The following is a 23,011-nucleotide window of genomic DNA, read 5'->3' on the forward strand; positions in this document are numbered from 1 at the left end:
AGAACGTCATGCAGAGCGTAGCGAAGCATCTCGCCTGCCATCACTAATCTTTTTAACAATTGAGTTACTGCCACACGCGAGATGCTTCGCTGCGCTCTGCATGACGTTCTTTATTGCTCCCTACTTATGCATTTAAGTCCCAAAGACCTCGACAAGCTCGTTCTCCACCAGGCCGGTTTCGTGGCGCAGAAACGCTATGCCCGCGGCCTGCTCCTGAACTACCCCGAAGCCCTGGCCCTCATCGCCACGCAGCTGCTGGAGTTCATCCGCGACGGCGAGCGGGTGGCCGTGCTCATGGACAAGGGCAAGCAGCTGCTGGGCCTGGCCGACGTGCTGCCCGGCGTGGCCGACATGCTGCACGAAGTCCAAATCGAAGGCACCTTCCCCGACGGCACCAAGCTCGTGACCGTGCACCACCCCATCTGCCGCGAAACCGGCGATGCCGCCCTGGCCCTCTACGGCTCCGGCCTCAGCAAAGCCCCGGCCCCCGGCGCCGCGCCCGCCAACGTCAGCCACCCCCAACCCGGCGAATACCAGCTGCACCCCACCGACATCATCCTCAACGAAAGCCGCGCTACGGTGGACGTGGACGTCGTGAACATGGGCGACCGGCCCGTGCAGGTCGGCTCGCACTATCCCTTCTTCGAAACCAACGCCGCGCTGCACTTCGACCGCGCCGCCGCCTACGGTTTCCGCCTCAACATCCCGGCCGGCACGGCGGTGCGCTTCGAGCCCGGCGAGCGCAAGCGCGTGCGCCTGGTGGCCCTGGCCGGCGAGCGCATCGTGTACGGCGGCAATGGGCTCATTGATGGGCAGCTGGATGAGGCTGGAAAGAAGCAGCAGGCGCTGGAGAAACTAGGAATCAGTGACTCGTAATTACAAATGAAACAAATAGCTGCTTTCTGCTTCTGGATTATTATCTCCCTTAGTGGGTGTATTGCCAATAGGCCTGCCAGTTACTGCCTTCCACCTAAAACAATACATTTAGGAGCTGTTAAATTATTGAAAATTAAAAAATTCGTGGCTCAACAAGAGGGCTTAAATGACCGCAGGAAAGAGTATAACGTCATCGAGGAGTATTGCTTCGATGTGGAAGCAGTCAATAATAAAAATGTAGGGTTGATTTCTGTGGAAAGGCGCAATGTCTCACATAGAAGTAAACATTATATCATTAATGGGGCCCGATTCATAACTCCTTTAGTATTTCCTAAGATGGTTATGCCTGACAATACAATCTTGTCAGAAGAGCAAGATTCAATTCAATCCAAATTGATTCTGGAAAAAGCATTGGCAAAGCACTCAAATGAACTCAGTGACAGTTTGAAATTTCGAATTAGACAAGTGTTTTATTTCAGTCGGAAATAGACCGATAAAATATCAATAACTGGAAAGGCTGCTTTTAAAACATTTAATACCATGTCCCTCCCCATCTCCCGTCGCGCGTATGCCGACATGTACGGCCCCACTACCGGCGACCGGGTGCGCCTCGGCGATACCGGCCTGCTGATTGAAGTTGAACGCGACTACTGCGTGTACGGCGAGGAATGCAAGTTCGGCGGCGGCAAGGTGCTGCGCGACGGCATGGGCCAGGCGGCAGGCATCGGCCCGGCCGATGCGCTGGATTTGGTCATCACCAACGCGCTGGTGGTCGATTACACCGGCATTTTCAAGGCCGACATCGGCATCAAGGGCGGGCGCATCGTAGGCATCGGCAAGGCCGGCAACCCGCACCTCATGCCCGGCGTCACGCCCGGCATGGTGGTGGGCGTCACCACCGAAGTCATTGCCGGCGAAGGCCAGCTGCTCACCGCCGGCGGCATCGACTGCCACATCCATTTCATCAGCCCCCAGCAGATTCCGGAGGCGCTGGCTTCGGGCGTCACCACCATGATTGGGGGCGGCACCGGGCCGGCCGCGGGCACCAACGCCACCACCTGCACGCCCGGCGCCTTCTACCTCGAAACCATGCTGAAGGCCACCGAGGCCTACCCGCTCAACTTCGGCTTCCTGGGCAAGGGCAACGCCTCCAAGCCCGAGGGGCTGCGCGAGCAGGCCGAGGCCGGGGCGCTGGGCTTCAAGCTGCACGAGGACTGGGGCACCACGCCGGCGGCCATCGACATGTGCCTGAGCATTGCCGAGGAATACGACGTGCAGGTCTGCATCCACACCGATACGCTGAACGAGAGCGGCTTCGTGGAAACGAGCACGGCGGCGTTTAAGGGCCGCACCATCCATTCCTACCACACCGAGGGGGCGGGCGGCGGCCACGCGCCCGACATCATCAAAATCTGCGGCGAGCCGAACGTCATCCCCTCAAGCACCAACCCCACGCGGCCCTTCACGGTGAACACCATCGACGAGCACCTCGACATGCTCATGGTCTGCCACCACCTCGACCGCAACATCCCCGAAGACGTGGCCTTCGCCGAAAGCCGCATCCGGGGCGAAACCATTGCCGCCGAAGACATCCTGCACGACATGGGCGCGCTCAGCATCATCAGCTCCGACTCGCAGGCCATGGGCCGGGTGGGCGAGGTCATCACCCGCACCTGGCAAACGGCCCACAAAATGAAGCAGCAGCGCGGCCCCCTGCCCGAAGACGCCCACGGCATCGCCGACAACTTCCGCGTGCGCCGCTACGTGGCCAAGTACACCATCAACCCCGCCCGCGCCCACGGCATCTCGCACGAAGTCGGCTCCGTCGAAATCGGCAAGCTGGCCGATTTGGTGCTCTGGAAACCCGCCTTTTTCGGCGCCCGCCCCGAGATGATTCTCAAAGGCGGCATCATCGCCCAATCGCAGATGGGCGACGCCAACGCCTCCATTCCCACGCCGCAGCCCTCGTTCTCGCGCCCCATGTTCGGCGCGCTGGGCGGGGCCATCGGGAAGAGTTCGATGGTGTTTGTGTCGGGCGCGTCGGTGGAACGGGTGCGGTCTGATTATGGCCTGACGAAGCAGGTAGTAGCCGTGAAAAACTGCCGGAATATTGGGAAGAAGGACATGGCATTGAACGACTATTTACCTAACATTTCCGTCGACCCGGAGACGTACCGCGTGATGGTGGACGGCGTGCATCTGACGTGTGAGCCGGCGGAGGTGCTGCCGCTGGCGCAGCTGTATAATTTGTTCTAGCGGGCGCCTCACCCCCCGGCCCCCTCTCCGAAAAAGGAGAGGGGGTGCCAGTCTTATTCGATTTTGCTTCTTGAAAATTCTCCGTGCCACCTCGGCTCCCCCTCTCCTCTTCGGAGAGGGGGCCGGGGGGTGAGGCGCCCGCTAGAACGTCCCGCATGCAATTCGCCCGCCTCCTGCACCTCGTCGATTCGGCCATTCCCACCGGCTCGTTCGCCTATTCATACGGCTTGGAAAGCAGCATCACGTTCGGGTTGGTGAATACGCCGTTTGCGCTACGGAATTACCTGTATTCCTACTTGCAGCAAGCCGGCAGCGCGGAGTTGCCTTTCATCAATTCCACCTTCCACCTCACTGAGAAAAGCCCCGAATTCCAAACTGTAGCCGAAGAATACGATGCCCAACTACTTGTCCCCGGCCTCTACAAAGCCAGCGCCGTGCAGGGCCGCAACTGGCTGAAACTACTGGCCACCTTCTACCCGGAAGCTGCATTGGAAACCATCACGCAGTGGTTCGCAACGCAAAAAATCCCGCCGCATTTCACGGTCGTTTTCACGCTGGCCCTGCAGCGGGTGGGCTTCGAGCTAAAAGAATTGCAGGCCATGTACCTGCACATGCTCCTGCGCGACCAGCTCAGCGCCGCCATTCGCCTCGGGTTTCTAGGGCCGCTGGAGGGGCATCGGTTGCAACACGATTTCTACGCAGTGTTCGAGCACATTCTGGCGGCGCAAGCAGGGAAGAGGTACGGCGAGGCGACACGTTCGGCATTTCTGCTTGATGCGGCGCAGGTACTGCACGAGGATATTTATTCTAAATTGTTCCAGAACTAACGTAGCGTGGACTCTGCGAGTCCGCGCCTAAACCACGCCGCTACACGCGGACTCGCAGAGTCCACGCTACATCATCACCTCCTTATGGCTTTTGTCGAAAAACTCGCCCTGCTCCTCCACGGCCACCAGCACGAAGCCTACGAGTCGCCAGGCGACTTTAACGAGCGCGAAACCCGCCGCTTGCCGTCCTACCGCAACTTCCGCAAGCGTGCTTTCACGGTGGGCATCGGCGGGCCGGTGGGCACGGGCAAAACGGCGCTGCTCAAAGCCCTGTGCGAGCGGCTGCGCCACGAGTTCGAGCTGGGCGTGGTCACCAACGACATCTTCACCCGCGAAGACGCTGAGTTTCTCATCCGCAACAGCGCTTTAAGTGAAGACCGCATTGTGGGCGTCGAAACCGGCGGCTGCCCGCACGCTGCCATCCGCGAGGACATTTCGCTGAACATGGACGCCCTCGAAGGTCTCATGCAGCGCTTCGACTACGGGCTCGACTACCTATTCGTGGAAAGCGGCGGCGACAACTTGGCCGCCCACTTCAGCCGTGAGCTGGTCGACTATTCCATCTATGTCATCGACGTATCAGGCGGGGATAAAATCCCGCGTAAGGGCGGGCCAGGTATTACACAGTCCGATTTACTAATTATCAATAAAATCGACCTCAAAGATTTGATAAAGGCTGATTTGGGCGTGATGGAGCGCGACTCGAAGAAGATGCGCGGCGAGGGGCCGTTTCTGTTTGCCCGAGCCATCGACGGGCATGGGCTGGAGGAAATTATCGGCCACATCAAAGCGGCAAAAGCCCGCGCCCTGGCCGCCGTGCGGGAGGATAGGCGGTAGTAGCGCGGACTAAAAGACCGCGCTACTGCTCCCGAATCAACTTATACAGCTGCTCCCGGTACGTGTCGCTCACCGGAATTTCCTTGTCCTGGATGTAAATCGTGTTGCCGTCCACCATCCGAATCTTGTCGAGCGACACAATGAATGACTTATGCACCCGCAGAAACGGCGGCTGCGGCAGCGTTTCGGCCAGCTCTTTCAGCGTTTGGTAGGTGACGACGCGCTGCGCGGGCAGGTGAATGGACACGTAGTTGCTCAGCCCTTCGATGTAAAGAATATCGGCGTAGTTGACGCGCAGAAATTTGTTCTTGCTCTCGCCTTTCACGAACATGTGGCCCGCGGCGGGCGACGCGGCTATCGAAACGGGCGCGGCTACGGCAACCGGAGCAATCACCGGCGCAGGAGCCACCGGCCCCGGCAGCAGCGCCAGCGCTTTTTGGGCGGCTTTGAAGAACCGCTCGAAGGAAATGGGCTTGAGCAGGTAGTCCACCACGTCGTTTTCGTAGCCTTCGAGGGCGTATTCGGGGTAGGCGGTGGTGAGGACGACCTTGCACTTATTGCCGGCCAGCTTGAGGAATTGCAGGCCGGTGAGCTTGGGCATCTGGATGTCGAGAAACACCAAATCGACCTGGCCCTGCTGCACCATGGTCAGCGCCTCAATAGGGTTGGTGGTGGTGCCCACCAATTCTAGGAAGGGCAGCTGGCCGATGTAGTCGGCCAGGATGAGCAGGGCAGGAGCTTCGTCATCGACGGCGAGGCAGCGAATCATGGGCGGAGTGGTTTGGAAGGGTGAAGAACGGCGTGTAAGTGCATATCTGTCATCCTGAGCGGAGCGAAAGACCTTATCACCAATGAGCAATTTGCAGTGAATAAGTCGATTATTGCGTTTCGTTCGGCAGTGATAAGGTCCTTCGCTCCGCTCAGGATGACAGACGATTCTACCCCACCAGCCGCAGTGAAGTCGTGAACTGTCCATCTTCCGCCGCCACTTGCAGCGCGTGCCGCTCCGGATACAGCAGCTCCAGCCGGCGGCGCAGGTTGGGCAGGCCGATGCCGGTGGTGGTATCCTTGTTATCGTCGCTGCGCTGGTTTTCGACTTCAAATTGTAGCTGCTCGCCTTCGATGTTCAGGTGAATGCGCACAGGGTTTTCCGAGTCGTCGAGTACGCCGTGCTTGATGGCGTTTTCGACGAAGGGGATGAGCACGAGCGGGGCCACGCGGCGGCCGACGGGGTCGCCGGTTACCGTGAAGTCGACGTGGAAGCTGTCGGGGAAGCGCAGGCGGTAGAGGGCCAGGTAGTTGCGCAGGTAGTCGATTTCCTTGTCTAAATCAACCAGGCCGTCGGGCGTGTCGTGCAGCATGTAGCGCATCAGCTCCGAGAGTTTCAGGATGGCGTTGGCGACCGGTTTGGCCACGGGGTAGGCCATGCTGAACAGCATGTTGAGGGTATTGTAGAGGAAGTGCGGGTTGATTTGGGTTTTAAGAAAAGCCGCTTCGGCGGCGCGCTTTTCCGCGCGGAGCTGGCGGTTTTCGCGCTCGCGACGCAGCGCAGCTTCGGCGCTCCACACGGCCGCGCTGAGCACAATCATCGGGCTGCTGAAAAACAGGTTGTCGAAGATGTAATAAGTCACCGTCGTGTCGGGCGTGTAGTTATGGAAGCCCAGCACGGCCGGGTAAATTACCTCCTCAATCAGGGCCCGTGCCCCGATGTATAAGGCCACCACGCCCGCCAGCGCACCCACCAGCTGCGGCCCCCGGCCCGAGCGCAGCAGGCGCGGGTACACCACGAGGTAGCACAAGTAAAACTCAATAAAACGAATGAACAGAATGGAAGCCGTAAGCCACAGGGCAATGCGCAGGTGCGCCCTGTTGTGCAGAAACACACCCAGCAGCTCGTAGCTGCTATAAAGCAGCCAGCCCAGGATATGCCAGCGGATGACCTTGTTTTTCATGCGAAAAAAGCAATGTAAGCGTGGTAAAGCTAGCCCCGGCGCACCCGGCCGCTGCCGCTGGTGCGGCTATTGATGCGGGCCGGGCCGGTGACCAGCACCGAGCCGCTGCCGCTGATGCGGGCCTCCACGGTGCGGGCCGCCTGCACCTGGCAGCCGCCCGAGCCGCTAAGCCGGGCCAGGCAGGTTTCGGTGGCCAGCCCGGCGGCCCGGATGTGCCCGGAGCCGCTGATGCCCACCGACAGCCGCGGGCAGCTGCCCGCCACCGTGATGCTGCCCGAGCCCGCCGTGGCCGCCCGCAGCGTATCGGCCCGCAACTGGGCGATGAGCAAGTGGCCGGAGCCCGACACGGCCGCCCGCACCGTGGTGGCCTGCACCGACCCGGTGGCCAGCCGGCCCGAGCCGGAAACGGCCAACGCGAGCTGGCCGGTTTGAAATCCGTCGGCTTGCAGCACGCCCGAACCGCTCACGGCCAGCCGCTGAATGGCCGGCACGGTGAGGCGCACCGTGACCTTGCCCAAACGGGGAAGATTTCCCCAGAAGCTTTTCCAGCCTGCTTCTTTCTTGACGCGGATGATGAGCTGGCCGTTGTTGACGAGCGTTTCGAGGCGGCCCAGGTCTTCCGCCGACGCTTCAACTGTGACCTGCTGCGGGCTGCCCTGCCGCACCAGCACCGTGGCCGAAGTGGCCAGCGCCACGCCACTGAAAACGGCTACTTCGCGCACCTCTGCAGTAGGAGCGGGGCCGGTGGCCAGCGGCCGGAAAGAAACCAGGAAGCTGGCTGCCAGAAGCAGCGCCGGGCACACAAAACGGGGCATCGTCATAACGGAGGCATTGAAGCAGGTGCGGAAAGGAATTGGAAGACGACTGCAAACCTACCGCGCCCCGCCAGCGCCCGCACCTTTTTTATGCGAAAGCCCGGTTTTGGAATGCGAAACCGGAAAAGGGCTGAAACGGCCGGTAACAGCGGGTTTTGAGGCGTTGGAATAATGTTTTTTACCCGGAAAAAGGCCCGGCTCACCTTTGAGCCATCAAACCGCTAACGCCTTTTTCGATGCACGCCTTCTTCTGCTTCCGCCGCTTTTTTATCCTGTTGCTGCTGGTCCTGCCGATGCTCTCGCAGCGGGCCGCCGCCCAGGCCACCGCCACCGGCACCGTGCTCGACCGCGCCGGCCAGCCGCTGGCCTTCGCCACCGCCGTGCTCGTGGCGCTGCCCGATTCGGCCATCGCCAACTCCCAGACTACCACCGAGCAGGGCGGCTACGCTTTCAACAATGTGAAGCCCGGTCACTACTGCGTGAAGGCCCTGCTGATGAGCTACCGCAGCGCCCGCAGTGCCGCCTTCGTGGTGGGCCGGGAGCCGGTAATGGTGCCGGCCCTGCGCCTGGCCCCCGCCGCCACGGCGCTGAAAGAAGTGACCGTAACCGGCACCACGCCCATGCTGGAGCAGCACGCCGACCGCACCGTGGTGAACGTGGACCGCCTGAACACGGCCGGCGAAACCGCCCTCGAAATCATGAAAAAAGCCCCCGGCGTGACGCTCGACAAGGACGACAACATCGTGTACCGGGGCAGCACCGGTGTGAACGTGATGATTGACGGCAAGCTCACTTACATGAGCGGCGCGGCCCTGAGCAACTACCTCAAGTCGCTGCCCGCCTCGGCCATCAGCCAGATTGAGCTGCTGCCCAACCCGCCCGCCTCGATGGACGCCGCCGGCACGGCCGGCGTGCTCAACATCAAGCTAAAGCGCAGCCAGCTGCCGGGCCTGAGCGGCACCTACAACCTGGGCCTGGGCTACGGCCGATACGAGAAAAGCTGGGCCGGCACCAACCTGAGCTACAACGTGGGCAAGGTGCGCCTCTTCGCCCGCCTCGATGGCGGCCGCTACAACTCCTTCAACCGCCTGACCATGATTCGCACCATCCGCGACAGCCTCTTCAACCAGGAAAACCTGTGGCGGCCGCTCACCTACTCCGGCACCTACGCCACCGGAGCCGACGTGGCCCTGACCGCCCGCCAGAACATTGGCCTGCAGCTGCGCGGCAGCGCCGACCAAACCACCGCCCTGCGCACCAGCAACTCGGTAACCACCGACCTAGCCGGCAACCCCGGCAGCCGCCGCCAGCTGACCAACCCCAGCAACGGCACCAACTCCAACCAGGCCCTGAACCTGTACTACCGCTTCGCCCTCGATAGCACCGGCCGCGAGCTGAGCGCCGACGCGGACTACGTGCGCTACGCCAGCAACAACGACCAAAGCTTCAACAACGTGGTGTTTGCCGCGAGCAGCGAGCAGGGCCGCCCGGCCGAGCAGCTGCGCAACGCTACGTCGTCGGAAACCACCATCCGGGCCGCCAAAATTGACTACGTGCACCCCTTTGCCGGCACCAAGTGGCGGGCCGAAACCGGTGCCAAAACCAGCTGGGTGACTTCGCGCAACAATATTCAGTTCGACAAATTGATGGACAGTGGCTGGCTGCCCGATGCCCTGCGCACCAACCAGTTTCAGTACGACGAACACATCACGGCGGGCTACGTGAGCGCCAACACCAGCTACGGCCGCCTGGAGCTGAAAGCCGGCCTGCGCGGCGAGCTGACCCAAACCACCGGCCGCTCGGCCACCACAGGCCAGCAGGTCGACCGTAGTTACTTCCAGCTGTTTCCCAGCGCCTTCGCCAGCTACAAAATTACGGAGCACGACCAGGTGAGCGCCTCGGTGAGCCGCCGCATCAGCCGCCCCAACTACCAAAGCCTGAACCCCTTTCTCAACTACAGCGACTTTTATACGGCCATGCAGGGCAACCCCTTTCTGGCGCCCTCGCTCTCGCAGTCGTTCGTGCTGAACTATTTGCACAAGGATTTCCAGGTGCTGAGCCTGAGCTACCTGCACGAAACCAATTCGGTGAACAACGTGCTGACCCAGAACGACGACACCAAAGTGTCTACCAGCACCCCCCAAAACCTGGCCCAGACCAGCACCCTCATCCTGAGCTCGGGCGGCCACACCGACATCACCAAGTGGTGGGGCGTGGATAACCAGCTGAGCGGCAGCTACACACAGGTCGAAACTCAGATTCAGGCCCAGCCCGTGCGCCTGGCCAGCTACAGCTGGGAGGCCAGCTCCGACCACACCTTCCTGCTGCCCCGCCGCTACAAGCTGCTGGTGGGCGGCGGCTACAGCTCGCCCGTGGTGCAGGGCCTCTACCGCGCCAAAGCCAGCGGCTTGGTGAACCTGGGCCTGAAAAAGCAAATCTGGGCCGAGCGCGCCAGCTTCAGCCTCAAAGTGGCCGACGTGTTCAACACCAACCGCTTCCGCAGCACCATTCAGTACGCCAACGTGAACCAGACCTGGAACAACCAGTGGGAAAGCCGCCGCGTGACGCTGACCTTCACCTGCAAAATCGGCAGCGGCAAAACCCAGGCCCGCCACGCCGCCGCCAGCGCCGACGAGGAAGGCCGCGTGGGGAATTAGAAGAAGCCCGTTCGTCATGCTGAGCGTAGCCGAAGCATCTTTACCGTTCAACTAATCCAATCGACCGGCTATAGTATTGCGGTAGAGATGCTTCGACTGCGCTCAGCATGACAGGCTGTTTTGCTAATACTTCCGCGCCAATGGGTTATAGCCCAGCAGCCGTTCATCGGCCAGCGCTGCCAGAAGCTCCTCGCACAGCGGCTGCAGGGCCATGCGGCTGTGCGCCGCCGCCCGCAGCACCCACACATTCTCCCGCGCCCGCGCCACCGACACCACGTACGGCTGGCTGCTGATGCTGAAATGCGGGCCCGTGCCGCCCGGCATCTTCTGCTGCGCCAGCATTTCTCCCAAAAACTGAAACCGCGCATCCTCGGGGCTGCCCACCAGGAAGACGGAGAAGAAGGTTTGATACTCGGCGAAGTTGGCGGGCGAGGTGGCAATGTTTTCAGCGGGCTCAAAGCCAAATCGGTCCAGCACCACCAGCCGGCCCGCCACTCGCACGCGCAGCTCCGAGTGCAGCGAGGTAAAGGCAAACCGCTCGCCCTGGTCCATGCGGCCGGAGTGGAACCAGTCGACCAGCAGCAGCAGAGAAGTGGGCTGCAGGTGCCACTCCTGTACCTGGCGGTAGCGGCTCTCGGCCTGCAGCACCACCGGGTCGGGGAATACCACGGCCAGCGCGTTTTCTTTAAGCTCGCCAACGGTGTGCTGCGCTGCCACCGCCCCGTCAATCGAGCGGAAAATCCTGGTGCTGGCTTGGGTGCTAAGGATAAGTTGTGCTTCAGCCTGAACAGTAATGCGTAGCTGAATAACGTCGCCGGCCACCATGCCGCCGCCGTAGCTGCTCAGCACCACATGCACGGCGTAGTGGTGCGAGGCCGGTTGCAGCATCTTCAGCGGCTGCATGTTTTTGCAGGCCACCAGTCGCGACTTGCCGCGCACCTGGGCCACTTCCAGCGTGCTCCATTCGGGGGCTCCTAACGACGGTGGCCTTGCCGAAGCAGACGTAGTGGGCAGGGCGAGGGCAGCAGCAGGAGTCGTCATTGGGGGTCTAAGAACGGCAAGCAGCGGTTATCCGATGCCAACAGCAACACCAGAACCCGCGCAATATGCCGGCCGGCCGCGCCGTTTCCAATACCGGCGGCCGAATCGTATTTTAGGGTTTTCGCCCCGCTCGGGTTTATGCTGAACTACTACCGCCTCCTGGGCATCGGCCCCAACGCCTCGCCTGCTCAAATTGCGCAGGCCTACACCCGGCAGCGCGACCGCCTGCGCCGCCGCGCCCCCGCCGACCCCGCCCTGCGCCACCGCCTGGCCGAGGTGGAGGCCGGCTACGGCATTCTGGCCCACCCGCGCCGCCGCCTGATGTACGACCAGCTGCTGGCCCAGCAGCCCGCCCCGCCGCCGCCCGCTTCCGAAGCCCGCCTGCTGGCTTTGGCCCCCTGGGCCCGCCGCCTGAATGCGGCCCTGCTGGCGCTGTGCCTGCTGCTGGGCCTCGACTGGGCCCTGCCGCTGCGCGAGTACCCGGCCGAAACCGTGCAGAGCCGCTTTCCCATCGCCGTGTCGTCGTCGCTCTCCGACCCGCAGCTGGCCTACCGCGTGCACACCCCGCACACCAGCTTCCGGCTGCCCAGCGCCATTGGCTACCGCGTGCGCGAGGGCGATGCCCTGCACGTGTGGCAAACGCCGCTGCTGGGCGTGGTGCAGCGCATCAGCGCGCCCGCCTCGCCCGACGGCCCGGCCCCGTTTCAGCCTTACGGTGGCACCATCTACGGCACGTTTTTTCTGTTGCCGCTGCTGCTGGCGGGTGTGGCCGCCGTGGGCTGCTGGCCCGGCCGCTCGCCCGAGCTGGTGGTGAACGCAGCCGGCGTGGCCGTCCTGCTGGCCGTCCTCACGGCCGTGGTGCTGTTGTGGTTTTGAGGCCCGCGCCCAACCCAGCAGTCACTTTTGCGGTTTAGGGCCGTACAGTAGCCCGCGGTGCGTAGCCGCCTTTCTTCAGCCCCCTCTTTTCTTACATGGATTCCGCTTCCACTCCTTCCGAAGACCAGTTATTTGATGCCGCCCGCCGCGGCGATGTGCCCGCCCTGCAAGCCGCGCTGGCCGCTGGCGTACCCGTCGATGCCACCAACGACAAGGGTTTCAGCGCCCTCATTTTGGCCAGCTATGGCAACCAGTTCGAGGCCGTCCGCTTTCTGCTCGATGCCGGGGCCAACCCCAACCACCAGGACCACACCGGCAATACGCCCCTGATGGGCGTCAGCTTTAAAGGCTACCCCGAAATCGCCCGCCTGCTCATCGAGCGCGGCGCCGGTCTCGACTGGCAAAACGGCAACGGCGGCACCGCCCTCATGTTCGCCGCCATGTTTGGCCGCCACGACGTGCTGAAGCTGCTGCTCGAAGCCGGGGCCAACCAGCGCATCGCCGACTTCCGCGGCCTCACTGCCCTGGCCCTGGCTGGCCAGCAGGGCAACGAAACCGCTTGGGCGCTGCTCGGCGGCGAGGCGCAGTAGGCCCAAACCTTGCGGAGCGTGCCGCTGGCCAAGCCGGCGGCACGCTACTTTGCCGTATGCGCAGTATTTCATTCAACCAGGCCATGCTGGCAGCGGTGCGGGCTGGCCGCAAAACCGTTACCCGCCGCCGCCTGCCCACCAGCCTGCCCATGCAGCAGGAGCCGGCCCGGTATCGGTTTATCAGCTTGTCGGACCGTGGCGCACTGTTCGAAGACTACCACGCCCAGCCGCCTGCCTTACTGCCCCTGGTGCCGCTGCCCTTCGGCCCGGTCGGCACTCACCTAATCGTAGCAGAAGACCCGGGACTCGTGCTGAAAATCGTCGGGCTGCGTGCCGAGCAGGTGCGTGACCTAACCGAAGAAGATGCGGCGGCCGAAGGGATATACGCCCGACCCGAGCCCGGCCCGCCATACTGGGGTGGGGTTGAATCCGATGCTGCCCACCCCGGTGCCTTTCACTGGTACGGCAGTCCCATCGCCGCTTTCCAGGGCCTGCTCGATTCCATTTACCCCACCGCCTGGGCCCGCAACGAGTGGGTGTGGGTGATTGAATTTGCAAAGCTGCCCGCAGCTGAGTAGCCCGGCGACGCACCCGCTACGCCAGCCACACAGCCGCCAGCGCCAGCAGTGCGGGCACAGTTTGCACCAGCAGAATGCGCGTGCCCGCCGTGGCCGCTCCATACATGCCCGCCACCGCCACGCAGCCCAGGAAAAAGCTGGCCACGTTGCGTTGCCAGCTAGGGTCTGAAATCAACAGCGCCCAGATAAGCCCGGCGGCCAGAAACCCGTTGTACAGCCCCTGGTTGGCGGCCAGCACCTTGGTCGGCTCGAAGAGCTCGGGCCGCAGCGAGCGGAAGGTTTTCGGCCCGCGCGTGGTCCAGGCAAACATCTCCAGCCAGAGGATGTACAGGTGGATAAGGGCCACGAGGCCGATAAGAACTTGGGCGAGCAGGTGCATGGCGGCTGGGAAAAGCGTAAGAAACAGCGGCTAACTTACTCAATTACTGCCGGCGCAGTCCGCTACGGCCGGGGCGGGTAGGGGCTTCGGGCACGCAAAAGGCCCGCCGGGTGGGCGGGCTTGGGGTTAGCTGGGGGAGGAGTCGGCTTCGGCTACTTTGGCAGCGATGAAGTCGTAGACTTTGTTGGCGAACTCGTGATTAAGTATTTTGATTCGGTCGAAATCATAAGCCGCTATGTAAGTCGATTCAAATACTCTTTCCGGAGAATGCCCATATCCTCCATCTTTGCGCTCATATGTCGAGAATTCAGCTTGATAGCTGTGTTGATGAAACACTAATTTCAACTCAGCACCTTGACTAAACGGAATAACTAGGCTTGTAAAATCATCCCATTGAAAAAAAAACTTAACCTCTTCTACAACACGTTTACCATTTGTAAACACATTAGTTGTGAATTCTAGGGCATTCTCTAATTTGGGCCCGCTATGCCCACTGAATGATTTTCTGTTTGTATCTCGTGCTTCGCAAAATATTTTTGACTCAATAAACAGGTCGTTGAAGCGGGCCATTTCCAATCCGAGATTCTCAAACCAAAAATTTATAAGTGACTCATATAATCTTTTTTGAGTTACTGGATTCCAAGTTGCTTTACCAAAATCTTCGCGAGTTGTTAATTGCTTCTTCAGAAGTGCAAGCTTTTTATCCAAATCAGCGGGCTCATCAATGGATTCGCCTTGCGCGGCGCGAATCATTAGGCGCAGGCCGGCCTCCACGTTATCGATGATGAAGCGCAGGAAGGGCTCGGGGTCGCCAGCATCGGCGGCGGAGAGGGCGGCGAGGTAGGGGTTGCGGTCGGCAGCTTTAATAACTGTCATCGGGTAGCCATGGCGCAGCAAAATCAGGTTCATCAGCAGGCGCGACATGCGGCCGTTGCCGTCATCGAAGGGGTGGATGCGCACGAAACGGTAGTGAAACTCGGCGGCCAGCGCCACGGCGTGCATCGTGGGGGCAGCCTCCTCGGCCCGATACCAGTCTACAAGGTCCATCATGCGGCCGGGCGTTTCCTCCACCGAGGCGAAGTAGAACGTCTCGCCGGTGGCGGTGAGCACGTTGTTAGGGCTGGTTTTGTAGCGGCCGGGAACAATGAGCTTGCGTGTAGGCTGGCCGCCGGCGGTTTGGGCAGGTGTGAGGTAGGCTTCGCCCAACAGCAGTTGGTGCATCTCGCGGATAAACTGCTCGGTGAGCGGGTATTCGCTGCGCACAAATTCTTCCAATGCCAGCACGGCCTCGTTGTGGCCTTTGATGTCGAGGTGGTCGCGCATGGGCTTGCCGGCCGCTGTGAGGCCGTGCAGCAGCAGCGAGCGGGTTTCGCCCAGGGTGAGGGAGTTGCCTTCAATGGCGTTGGAGTTGTAATTCCACTCCAGCCGAAACTTTTGCAACACCCGTTGCTCCTGTTCCGGGGCCAAGGGGCGCAGGGTATCAAGGTCGGCTTTGAGGCGGTCGATTTCGGTGAAGAGGGACATGGGGGAGAGGCGTTTGGTAAATGTAAAAATGGGGATAAAAAAGGCCCGCCGGGTGGGGCGGGCCTAAGGGTGGGCTTATTCTGTTTCCTCCCCCATGAGTGGCTGCCAATCGAATGACCAGCCTAATTCCCGTTCCATGCAAGCTTTCTCTTCTTCGTTGGCCCGAACGAGAAATACGTCCTGGCCAGTGTCGACTTCTGCATGAATGGACGACGTGAATCCCTGGCTTTTCATGGCTGCATCAAGAAAAGAAAAAACTTCGCCGTCTATCCAATCATCGTAGTAAGCGAGCTGGGTCGTGAACTGCTGACCGTACTGCTCAAAAGAAAGCGTAACCGGTCCTGTTTCGGATGCCCACGTTTCCACAATATTCGTGGGTTGTAGGCAACCCATCGAGAGCCGGGCGTATTGTTCCACAACGCCTACATATATATCGTTGTCTTTCATCACATCGGCCTCCAAATCGCCCGACCAAACGCGGGCAAAATCATAGCTGGCTATTTCCTTGAAGGTGTCGGGGCCCGTACCCTCCGCAACCCGGCGCAACAGCGCTTTATCAAAGCTGAATTCCGGGTGCGCCTGGTAGAAGGCATCCTGAGGTGTTTGTTGATGCAGCCACTCAAGCAATGCCGTCGCCGCCTGAGCATCTGTCATACTACTGTATTGCTCAAAGAAACCACACTTTCGTAGGGTGCTGATTGAAGCAGTAAACTGCTGCTGTAGTATAAGGCCCATTGGTTTCTGGCTAATAAAAACTACGCCCCCAGCTTCCCCAGAATCTCCAGTGCGGCCGTGGCGATGACCGTACCCGGGCCGTACACGCCGGCCACGCCGGCATCGTAGAGGAACTGGTAGTCTTGGGCCGGAATCACGCCGCCGGCAATCACCAGGATGTCTTCGCGGCCCAGTTGCTTGAGTTCCGCCAGCAGCTGGGGGAGCAGGGTTTTGTGGCCGGCAGCGAGGCTGCTCACGCCCACCACGTGCACGTCGTTGTCGGCGGCCTGGCGGGCTACTTCGGCGGGCGTCTGGAAGAGCGGGGCGAGGTCGACGTCGAAACCCACGTCGGCGAAGCTGGTGGCGATGATTTTGGCGCCGCGGTCGTGGCCGTCCTGGCCCATCTTGGCGACGAGCATGCGGGGGCGGCGGCCTTCGCGGGTAGCAAATTCCTCGGCCGCCGCGCGGGCGCGCTCGAAGGCTTCGTTGTGGTGCATCTCGCTGCTGTACACGCCGGCCACGGTGCGCGTGGTGGCCTGGTGGCGGCCGTATTGCGCTTCCAGCGCATCGGAGATTTCGCCCAGCGTAGCGCGGGCGCGGGCGGCGGTGATGGCCAAGGCCAGTAAGTTAGTTGAGTTAAAAGTTAAAAGTGAAGAGTTAGGAGTTGATTCTGCAGATTCTACTGCCTCAACTCCTAACTTTTCACTTTTAACTTTCAACTCATCAATGCGCACGCCGGCAGCCTCGGTGAGGGCAGCCAGGGCCACTTTCACAGCCACATTATCGCGGCTGGCGCGCACGGTTTTGAGGCGGGCAATCTGGCTTTCGCGCACGGCGTCGTTGTCGATGTCGAGCACTTCAACCTCCGTTTTCTCGGTGGTCTGGTACTTGTTCACGCCCACGATGATTTCCTGGCCCGAGTCGATGCGGGCCTGCTTGCGGGCGGCGGCTTCCTCAATGCGCAGCTTGGGCAGGCCGGTTTCGATGGCCTTGGCCATGCCGCCCAGCGCCTCCACTTCCTGAATCAGCGCCCAGGCCTTGTCGGCTAGTTCGTGCGTCAGGGTCTCCACGTAGTAGCTGCCGCCCCAGGGGTCGACTACCTTGGTGATGTCGGTTTCGTGCTGCAGATACAACTGCGTGTTGCGCGCAATGCGGGCCGAGAAGTCGGTGGGCAGGGCAATGGCTTCGTCCAGTGCGTTGGTGTGCAGGCTCTGGGTGCCGCCCAGCGCGGCCGCCAGTGCCTCAATGGCCGTGCGGGCCACGTTGTTGTAGGGGTCCTGCTCGGTGAGGGAGTAGCCCGAGGTTTGGCAGTGGGTGCGCAGGGCCAAGCTTTTGGGGTTAGTCGGGTTGAACTGCTGCATGAGCTTGGCCCAGAGCAGGCGGCCGGCGCGCAGCTTGGCAATCTCCATGAAGTGGTTCATGCCAATGGCCCAAAAAAAGCTCAGGCGCGGGGCAAACTCGTCAATCTTCATGCCCGCGGCTAGGCCGGCGCGCACGTACTCCAGGCCGTCGGCCAGGGTGTAGGCCAGCTCCAGGTCGGCGGTAGCGCCGGCTTCCTGCATGTGGTAGCCCGAGATGGAAATGGAGTTGAATTTGGGCATGCGCGCCGCCGTGAAGCTGAAAATATCGGCGATGATGCGCATGCTCGGCGCGGGCGGGTAGATGTAGGTGTTGCGCACCATGAACTCCTTCAAAATGTCGTTCTGAATGGTGCCCGCCAATTGTTCGGGCTGCACGCCCTGCTCCTCGGCCGCTACGATGTAGAAGGCCAGCACCGGCAGCACGGCCCCGTTCATGGTCATGCTCACCGACATCTGGTCGAGCGGAATCTGGTCGAAGAGGATTTTCATGTCCTCCACCGAGTCGATGGCCACGCCGGCCTTGCCCACGTCGCCCTGCACCCGCGGGTGGTCCGAGTCGTAGCCGCGGTGCGTCGCCAAATCAAACGCCACGCTCAAGCCCTTCTGCCCGCCGGCCAGGTTGCGGCGGTAAAACGCGTTCGATTCCTCGGCCGTCGAGAAGCCCGCGTACTGCCGGATGGTCCACGGGTTCTGGGTGTACATCGAGGCGTAGGGCCCGCGCAAATAAGGTGCCTGCCCTGCACCGAAGCCCAGATGGTCGAGGTGAGCCACATCAGCGGCCGTGTACACGGGCTTAATGGCAATGCCCTCAGGCATAAGCGTAGCCGCCGTTTCGGGCGCAGCGGGCGCTGCTGGTGCCGGGGCCGCGTCGTAAGGAATCGAAGAGAAGTCAGGCTTCATTTAAGGGAATTCTAAGTACGTCCAGAACGTCATGCTGAGCGGGTCGAAGCATCTTTACCGCGCAAGTAAACAATTGCATTGCGCGGTAGAGATGCTTCGACAGGCTCAGCATGACGTTTTTAGTAAGCATTTTTAATTGAGCTTCCGGCCCTGCAGGCGGGCCAGCACTTCCTCGGTCGTGTAGCCCTGTACCTTCATCTCCTGGAAGCCGAATACGCGCACGGCCTCGTGCATCGTGGCCAAATCGGCCGACAGCAGAGCCGGCGGAATGAAGTGCTGCTTCTCGGTCGGAATCTGAAAGATGAAGCGGGCGAATCGGCGGAACTGCTCGGGCGTGGCGTACATCAGCGTAGCTTCCTCGGCCGAGGAGTAAAGCAGCGACATGGTGCCGGCCGGGTGGCTGGCCGCCAGCTCGGGCCGCTCGTGCTCCTGCAGCAGCTGCAGGAAGCTTTCCAGAATCACCTGGTTGGTATTGGCCCCGAGCAGCACCACCGCCGCGCGCTTGCTTTTGCGGTCGCGGCGCTCGAAGTGCAGGGCCGTGGCCAGGCGCAGCACCTCGGTGGGGTAGGCCGCGCGCGTCACGTCGAACTCGGCCGAGCGCAGCAGCTTTTTGGGATGGAAACTGAAGTTTTCGTGCTGGTTCTGGAAGCGGTTGGTGCCCACCACCACCTGCTGGCCGCTGGCAATGCGCCGGAACGTTTCGTTGGCCACGGTTTTGACCTCCTCCAGAATTTGGGCGCGCGCCTGGGGCAGCCCGCCGGCTTCTTCGGTGCGCTGAAACAGCGTCCAGGCTTCGCGGGCAAGCTGGTCGGTCAGGGTTTCGAGGTAGTAGGAGCCGGCGGCCGGGTCCTGCACGCGGCCCAGGCCGGCTTCTTCGCGCAGCAGCACCGAGAGGTTGCGGGCCAGCCGGGCCGAAAACTCGTTGCTGTCGGCAAACAGGCAGTCGAACGGGGCCACGCTCAGCGAGTCGGCCCCGCCGAGCACGGCGCTCATGGCCTCGGTGGTGTGGCGCAGCAGGTTGGTGTGCGCGTCGAGGGTCGTCTGCGTCCAGGTCGCCGTCATGGCGTGGATGCGCAGGTTGGCATTCAGCGCGGCGGGCAGGCCGAAGGCGTGCAACAGCGTGGCCCACAGGCGGCGCAGGGCGCGCAGCTTGGCAATTTCGAGAAAGTAGCCGGGCATCACGGCCACGTGCAGGTGCAGGGCCGCGGCTACCTCGGCGGCGGTCGTTTCGGCATCGGGCAGCTCGGCCAGCAGCGCGGCGGCCGTGTTCAGGCTAAAGGCAATCTGTTGGGTGGCCGTGGCGCCGCGATTGCCGAAAAAGGCGCCATTCACCGCCAGCGTCCGGAAATCAGGCATGCCAACGGCCAGGCGCACACAGCGGCGCAGGCCGGCGCGGTAGTCGGCCAGCTCGGCCCCTTCGGGCACGGGGCCGGGCGCAAAGCGCAAAAAGCCGCGCAAAGCGGTGCCGGGCGCGGCATCCACGAGGCGGCTGAGCAGGGCGGCCGGGTCGGTGGTGGTGGTGTAGCCGATGAAAGTGCTGGCCAGCGGCAGGCGCTCGGCCAGGTAGGCCACGTCGAACGTCGCCGCGTCGCTGCACACGAAGTGCATGCCGTCGGCCCCGCGTTGCAGGGCATCGGCGGCCTGCTCGATTTGCAGGCGGCCATCCTGGCCGGCGGGCACGTTCAGGCTGGGCACGTTCAGCCAGGGCGCAACGGGGTGGGGCAGGGGCGCGGGCGGGCCGCCCAGGGCCGCGAGGGCTTCGCGGTGGTAAAAAGGCTCCAGGCTGAAACCATCGGGCAGGGGCCAGCGCAGGGTTTCCGGGTCGCGGCCTTTCAGCTCGCGGGCCAGGCGGGCCTGCCACTCGGCGGTAGTCACGGCCGGAAACTCGGCGAAGGAAACGGGCGAAGCCGCGGTAACATCAGGCATACATTCTGGGGGCTGAAGCCAAGGAATACGACAACTACGGCACAGTGGGCGCGCATGTCGCAAACAGGCCGAAAGATACGGCCCGGGCCAGCATGTAGTCGGCCCAGATGCATGTAGTTTTGCAGCTTAGTCATCGTTGCCAAGTATTTATTGAGTATTAAATTAACACCCATCAAGCAGCTACATGCGAAATCATTACATTGCCCTGACGTTGCTATTGTGCGGTAGTATAGTCACTGCGCAGGCCCAAGGAGGATACAAGGCAGGGTATATAGTGCGGCCCGCCGGCGATACCATCCGCGGCTTGCTGTTCACGCGAGGCTCGCTGCGCAACTCGCAGCAGTGCCGTTTCCGGCCTACCTCGGATGCGGCCGCTGTAGAATACTCGCCCACCGATTTGCGCGCTTATGCTTTTGCCGACGGCCCCCGCTACGAGTCGCAGCCGGTGCCGCCAACGCAATTGTTGGAAACCCATTCGGAGCCGCAGGACCTTACGCCCCGCCCCTTGTTTCTCGAGGTGCTGGAATCGGGGCGAGCCAGTCTCTACACCCGGCGCGATGCCAACGATGCCACGCACTACTACCTGCGCATGGCCGCCGCCCCTGCCGGCCCCGTGCAGGAATTGGAGAACCGGCTTATATCGCGGGAGGGATACATGGGCATCCAGGGTGAAACCAAGCCATTGTACCGCAGCACGCTTTCGGCGGCTTTCCGCGACTGCCTAGCTGTGCAGCCTTTGCTGCCGCAGTTGCCGTTCACTGCCAGTAACCTCACCGAAGTGGTACGCCGCTACAATAGTTGCTCGGCCGTTCCCACCGACGCGCCGAAGGTTGCCACGCACCGCATCCGTCTCCGAAGCGGTTTGGTTGGTGGGGTGGTGAACAGCGAAATGCGCTTTCAAGGCAATATCACGCTGAAAAACGGCACGTTCAAAAGCACTGCTTCGCCCACGGCCGGCCTGTTCGTCACGGCTTTGCTGTCGCCCCTGAACGACCGGTTTCATTTGCGGCTGGAAGTCCTCTACGAGCAACTGAAATACAGCAGTTCTTACGTGGCTCGCGGGTTTTCTTCCGTCGACCTTACCGAACAGGCTACGTTTGAGTGGCATAGTTTGCACGTGCCACTGCAGCTGCGCTACCACCTGCGCACCGCGGGCGTGCGGCCTTTTATTATGGGAGGAGTGAGCGGCAGCTACCTGCTGTCGAGCGTCCGCGAATTGCGCTCGGAATACCCAGCAGGCGGCCGGCCGGTAGTAAGCAATGGCGTTGCCGTGCCCGATAGGGATATCAATAAATACGAGTTCGGGCTTTTGGCCGGCGCCGGGCTGGCAGTGCCTGTGATGCGGGAACACAGCGTAAGCCTTGAAGCACGCGCCGAGCGTAGCAGTGGCTATGTGTCAAATAGCAACTATGCGGCCCCGTTTTTCCGGTATTCGGCGCTGTTGAGTTTCAATCTGTTTTAATTGCCTAGTGACCGGCAACACATTGTCTCCACTGCCTGCCGCAGCGTCCAAGCCGCACCACACGCCCAGTAGAAGCCCAATGGGCTGGGTGGCCGACGTAGCTTTGCCCGTCGCACTCCGTTGTGTGCATTCCTTCTTCGATACTTTTCAACTTTTGGCCTTGATGTGTAAGCAGTACCCATTCCTACTTTTTAGCTTGCTTTTGGCCACGGCCGTGGCGCATCCTGCATTAGCCCAGAAAAAATACCATCCCGGCTACCTCGTTCGGCCCGCGGGCGACACTCTGCGGGGCGAAGTATCGGTACGCAACAATCAGCGCATGGCGCAGTCCTGCCTGTTTCGGCCCGGCAAGGACGCCCCTGCCGTTGAGTATACCCCGGCTGACATCAAAGCCTACGGCATTGCCAGCGGCGACGAATACCAAGCCGCACTAGTGCCGGCTGCGACGCCCGATGTGGGTGCCAAGCCAGGTTTTATGCGCTTGCTGGCCCAGGGCAAAGCCACCCTCTACACTTACCCGGATGCCGACGACCGGCCGCACTACTACTACCAGATTGGCGCCGAAAACCCCGCGGAACTGGTGCAAACCGTGCAGACCGTTAAAGTGGACAACTTGCCCGTGCAGGAGCGTCTCTACCCGTTCCGCAAAGTACTCAGCCAGGCGTTTGTCGATTGCCCGGCCGTGCAATCCATGCTGGTGCGGGCCGAGCTAAACGAGTCGCAATTGAGAAATATTTTCAATCGGTACAATACCTGCGGGCCGGGCCAGCCGGCCGCCAAGCAGTTAACTACTCGCGCTACAACGGTCAGAATTGGCCTGCTGGCGGGGGCGCAACGCGCCACCAGTGAACTCAGCGATGACGGCGAAATTGCTCTGACCTCCCGGTTTCGGCCAGTGGCCGGTATTGGCCTTACAGTCCATCCGGCGTCCTTCAGTCCCGCGCTGACCTTACGCCTCGAAGCGCTGTATCAAACCCAACTGCACGAAAGCGAACCGTATACCCGTATTTCATTTTCGGCACTGAAAACCACGCGTACGCCCCAAATTAAATTGACTACCCTGCGTGTGCCGCTGCTACTGCGCTATGCATTGCCTACCCGCTCGCTCCGGCCGTATGTGCAAGCCGGTGTGGAAGTGGCCATTCTGCTAGATACGCATCAAGCGCTGGTTATATCAACGGAAGAGCAGCTTAACCGTTCGTCGTATATGACCACTACCTACGAACTTGCGGTACGCAAATTAGGATACGGGCCGACTGGTGCCCTAGGCTTGCTCATTCCGACGGGAACCGTTGGTTCAATTCAGTTCGAGGTTCGTTACAATTACTTGGACAATACCTCCCAGTCGGCAGATGTTATAGGCGGTGCCCGCACCCTCTCCTTGCTAGCCGGCTATAACTTTGGGCACTAAAGCCGCGGAGCCGCGTTTGCGTTGCACGC

At 61.5% G+C, this 23,011-nt stretch carries 20 protein-coding genes; 11 read left to right on the top strand and 9 right to left on the bottom strand.

The annotated features are described in order from the left end of the window. Positions 1–126: 126 nt before the first annotated feature. From MON38_RS16530 to ureG, 5 genes are all read left to right on the top strand, one after another. Positions 127–876, top strand: coding sequence for an urease subunit beta (locus tag MON38_RS16530; protein ID WP_241937254.1), 750 nt, complete (start codon positions 127–129; stop codon positions 874–876). A 6-nt stretch (positions 877–882) separates the two neighbouring features. Continuing rightward, positions 883–1,365, top strand: a complete 483-nt coding sequence (locus MON38_RS16535; RefSeq protein WP_241937255.1) for a hypothetical protein — start codon at positions 883–885, stop codon at positions 1,363–1,365. Positions 1,366–1,416: 51 nt separating this feature from the next. Beyond that, a complete protein-coding gene (ureC, locus tag MON38_RS16540) occupies positions 1,417–3,132 on the top strand; it encodes an urease subunit alpha (protein ID WP_241937256.1) in 1,716 nt (571 codons plus the stop codon). 155 nt (positions 3,133–3,287) lie between these two features. Further along, the gene (locus MON38_RS16545) at positions 3,288–3,959 is read left to right on the top strand and encodes an urease accessory protein UreF (protein WP_241937257.1); all 672 of its coding nucleotides are present in this window, start codon (positions 3,288–3,290) and stop codon (positions 3,957–3,959) included. 84 nt (positions 3,960–4,043) lie between these two features. Then, positions 4,044–4,796: an urease accessory protein UreG gene (ureG, locus tag MON38_RS16550; RefSeq protein WP_241937258.1), complete on the top strand. Its 753-nt coding sequence runs from the start codon at positions 4,044–4,046 to the stop codon at positions 4,794–4,796. A gap of 22 nt (positions 4,797–4,818) precedes the next feature. On the opposite strand, the gene MON38_RS16555 is transcribed toward ureG, so the two are convergent. The 3 genes from MON38_RS16555 to MON38_RS16565 all read right to left on the bottom strand — a co-directional run bounded on the left by MON38_RS16555 (position 4,819) and on the right by MON38_RS16565 (position 7,569). Next, positions 4,819–5,565 carry a LytR/AlgR family response regulator transcription factor gene (locus MON38_RS16555; protein WP_241937259.1) on the bottom strand — a complete coding sequence of 249 codons (747 nt, stop codon included), beginning with the start codon at positions 5,563–5,565 and terminating at the stop codon, positions 4,819–4,821. 169 nt (positions 5,566–5,734) lie between these two features. Further along, positions 5,735–6,748, bottom strand: a complete 1,014-nt coding sequence (locus tag MON38_RS16560) for a sensor histidine kinase (RefSeq protein ID WP_241937260.1) — start codon at positions 6,746–6,748, stop codon at positions 5,735–5,737. Between the two features lie 29 nt (positions 6,749–6,777). Then, positions 6,778–7,569 carry a head GIN domain-containing protein gene (locus MON38_RS16565; protein WP_241937261.1) on the bottom strand — a complete coding sequence of 264 codons (792 nt, stop codon included), beginning with the start codon at positions 7,567–7,569 and terminating at the stop codon, positions 6,778–6,780. 230 nt (positions 7,570–7,799) lie between these two features. On the opposite strand from MON38_RS16565, the gene MON38_RS16570 reads away from it, so the two are divergent. Next, complete coding sequence (locus MON38_RS16570) at positions 7,800–10,220, top strand: TonB-dependent receptor (protein ID WP_241937262.1); 2,421 nt, start codon at positions 7,800–7,802, stop codon at positions 10,218–10,220. Between the two features lie 123 nt (positions 10,221–10,343). Here the strand turns inward: MON38_RS16570 and MON38_RS16575 are convergent, their stop codons facing one another. Next, positions 10,344–11,261, bottom strand: a complete 918-nt coding sequence (locus MON38_RS16575) for an urease accessory protein UreD (RefSeq protein WP_241937263.1) — start codon at positions 11,259–11,261, stop codon at positions 10,344–10,346. Positions 11,262–11,399: 138 nt separating this feature from the next. Between MON38_RS16575 and MON38_RS16580 the strand changes: the two genes are divergently transcribed. The 3 genes from MON38_RS16580 to MON38_RS16590 all read left to right on the top strand — a co-directional run bounded on the left by MON38_RS16580 (position 11,400) and on the right by MON38_RS16590 (position 13,305). Next, positions 11,400–12,137: a J domain-containing protein gene (locus tag MON38_RS16580; RefSeq protein ID WP_241937264.1), complete on the top strand. Its 738-nt coding sequence runs from the start codon at positions 11,400–11,402 to the stop codon at positions 12,135–12,137. Positions 12,138–12,232: 95 nt separating this feature from the next. Next, a complete protein-coding gene (locus tag MON38_RS16585) occupies positions 12,233–12,727 on the top strand; it encodes an ankyrin repeat domain-containing protein (protein WP_241937265.1) in 495 nt (164 codons plus the stop codon). A gap of 56 nt (positions 12,728–12,783) precedes the next feature. Further along, positions 12,784–13,305 (top strand): hypothetical protein, encoded by a 522-nt coding sequence (locus tag MON38_RS16590; RefSeq protein WP_241937266.1) that lies wholly within the window; start codon positions 12,784–12,786, stop codon positions 13,303–13,305. A gap of 16 nt (positions 13,306–13,321) precedes the next feature. On the opposite strand, the gene MON38_RS16595 is transcribed toward MON38_RS16590, so the two are convergent. The 5 genes from MON38_RS16595 to MON38_RS16615 all read right to left on the bottom strand — a co-directional run bounded on the left by MON38_RS16595 (position 13,322) and on the right by MON38_RS16615 (position 20,109). Next, positions 13,322–13,684 (bottom strand): DUF1304 domain-containing protein, encoded by a 363-nt coding sequence (locus tag MON38_RS16595; protein ID WP_241937267.1) that lies wholly within the window; start codon positions 13,682–13,684, stop codon positions 13,322–13,324. A 126-nt stretch (positions 13,685–13,810) separates the two neighbouring features. Beyond that, positions 13,811–15,208, bottom strand: a complete 1,398-nt coding sequence (locus MON38_RS16600; protein ID WP_241937268.1) for a Fic family protein — start codon at positions 15,206–15,208, stop codon at positions 13,811–13,813. A 75-nt stretch (positions 15,209–15,283) separates the two neighbouring features. Further along, positions 15,284–15,943, bottom strand: a complete 660-nt coding sequence (locus tag MON38_RS16605) for a hypothetical protein (RefSeq protein ID WP_241937269.1) — start codon at positions 15,941–15,943, stop codon at positions 15,284–15,286. Positions 15,944–15,963: 20 nt separating this feature from the next. Next, the gene (gene scpA, locus MON38_RS16610) at positions 15,964–18,183 is read right to left on the bottom strand and encodes a methylmalonyl-CoA mutase (protein ID WP_241937270.1); all 2,220 of its coding nucleotides are present in this window, start codon (positions 18,181–18,183) and stop codon (positions 15,964–15,966) included. 132 nt (positions 18,184–18,315) lie between these two features. Further along, the gene (locus MON38_RS16615) at positions 18,316–20,109 is read right to left on the bottom strand and encodes a methylmalonyl-CoA mutase family protein (RefSeq protein ID WP_241937271.1); all 1,794 of its coding nucleotides are present in this window, start codon (positions 20,107–20,109) and stop codon (positions 18,316–18,318) included. A gap of 304 nt (positions 20,110–20,413) precedes the next feature. Here MON38_RS16615 and MON38_RS16620 point away from each other — a divergent pair, with 304 nt between their 5' ends. Both MON38_RS16620 and MON38_RS22905 read left to right on the top strand, forming a co-directional pair. Beyond that, positions 20,414–21,571 (top strand): porin family protein, encoded by a 1,158-nt coding sequence (locus MON38_RS16620; RefSeq protein ID WP_241937272.1) that lies wholly within the window; start codon positions 20,414–20,416, stop codon positions 21,569–21,571. 124 nt (positions 21,572–21,695) lie between these two features. After that, positions 21,696–22,982 (top strand): outer membrane beta-barrel protein, encoded by a 1,287-nt coding sequence (locus MON38_RS22905; RefSeq protein ID WP_241937273.1) that lies wholly within the window; start codon positions 21,696–21,698, stop codon positions 22,980–22,982. Positions 22,983–23,011 lie beyond the last annotated feature (29 nt).

Origin of the sequence: Hymenobacter cyanobacteriorum (assembly GCF_022631375.1) — a bacterium.
GTDB classification, from domain to species: Bacteria; Bacteroidota; Bacteroidia; order Cytophagales; family Hymenobacteraceae; genus Hymenobacter; species Hymenobacter cyanobacteriorum.

Coding starts and splice junctions, on each gene's coding strand:
- MON38_RS16565 (WP_241937261.1), bottom strand. CDS start 7,569: ATGACGATGCCCCGTTTTGTGTGCCCGGCGCTGCTTCTGGCAGCCAGC.
- MON38_RS16600 (WP_241937268.1), bottom strand. CDS start 15,208: ATGTCCCTCTTCACCGAAATCGACCGCCTCAAAGCCGACCTTGATACC.
- ureC (WP_241937256.1), top strand. CDS start 1,417: ATGTCCCTCCCCATCTCCCGTCGCGCGTATGCCGACATGTACGGCCCC.
- MON38_RS16575 (WP_241937263.1), bottom strand. CDS start 11,261: ATGACGACTCCTGCTGCTGCCCTCGCCCTGCCCACTACGTCTGCTTCG.
- scpA (WP_241937270.1), bottom strand. CDS start 18,183: ATGAAGCCTGACTTCTCTTCGATTCCTTACGACGCGGCCCCGGCACCA.
- ureG (WP_241937258.1), top strand. CDS start 4,044: ATGGCTTTTGTCGAAAAACTCGCCCTGCTCCTCCACGGCCACCAGCAC.
- MON38_RS16545 (WP_241937257.1), top strand. CDS start 3,288: ATGCAATTCGCCCGCCTCCTGCACCTCGTCGATTCGGCCATTCCCACC.
- MON38_RS16590 (WP_241937266.1), top strand. CDS start 12,784: ATGCGCAGTATTTCATTCAACCAGGCCATGCTGGCAGCGGTGCGGGCT.
- MON38_RS16560 (WP_241937260.1), bottom strand. CDS start 6,748: ATGAAAAACAAGGTCATCCGCTGGCATATCCTGGGCTGGCTGCTTTAT.
- MON38_RS16605 (WP_241937269.1), bottom strand. CDS start 15,943: ATGGGCCTTATACTACAGCAGCAGTTTACTGCTTCAATCAGCACCCTA.
- MON38_RS16615 (WP_241937271.1), bottom strand. CDS start 20,109: ATGCCTGATGTTACCGCGGCTTCGCCCGTTTCCTTCGCCGAGTTTCCG.
- MON38_RS16530 (WP_241937254.1), top strand. CDS start 127: ATGCATTTAAGTCCCAAAGACCTCGACAAGCTCGTTCTCCACCAGGCC.
- MON38_RS16580 (WP_241937264.1), top strand. CDS start 11,400: ATGCTGAACTACTACCGCCTCCTGGGCATCGGCCCCAACGCCTCGCCT.
- MON38_RS16585 (WP_241937265.1), top strand. CDS start 12,233: ATGGATTCCGCTTCCACTCCTTCCGAAGACCAGTTATTTGATGCCGCC.
- MON38_RS16595 (WP_241937267.1), bottom strand. CDS start 13,684: ATGCACCTGCTCGCCCAAGTTCTTATCGGCCTCGTGGCCCTTATCCAC.
- MON38_RS16570 (WP_241937262.1), top strand. CDS start 7,800: ATGCACGCCTTCTTCTGCTTCCGCCGCTTTTTTATCCTGTTGCTGCTG.
- MON38_RS16555 (WP_241937259.1), bottom strand. CDS start 5,565: ATGATTCGCTGCCTCGCCGTCGATGACGAAGCTCCTGCCCTGCTCATC.
- MON38_RS16535 (WP_241937255.1), top strand. CDS start 883: ATGAAACAAATAGCTGCTTTCTGCTTCTGGATTATTATCTCCCTTAGT.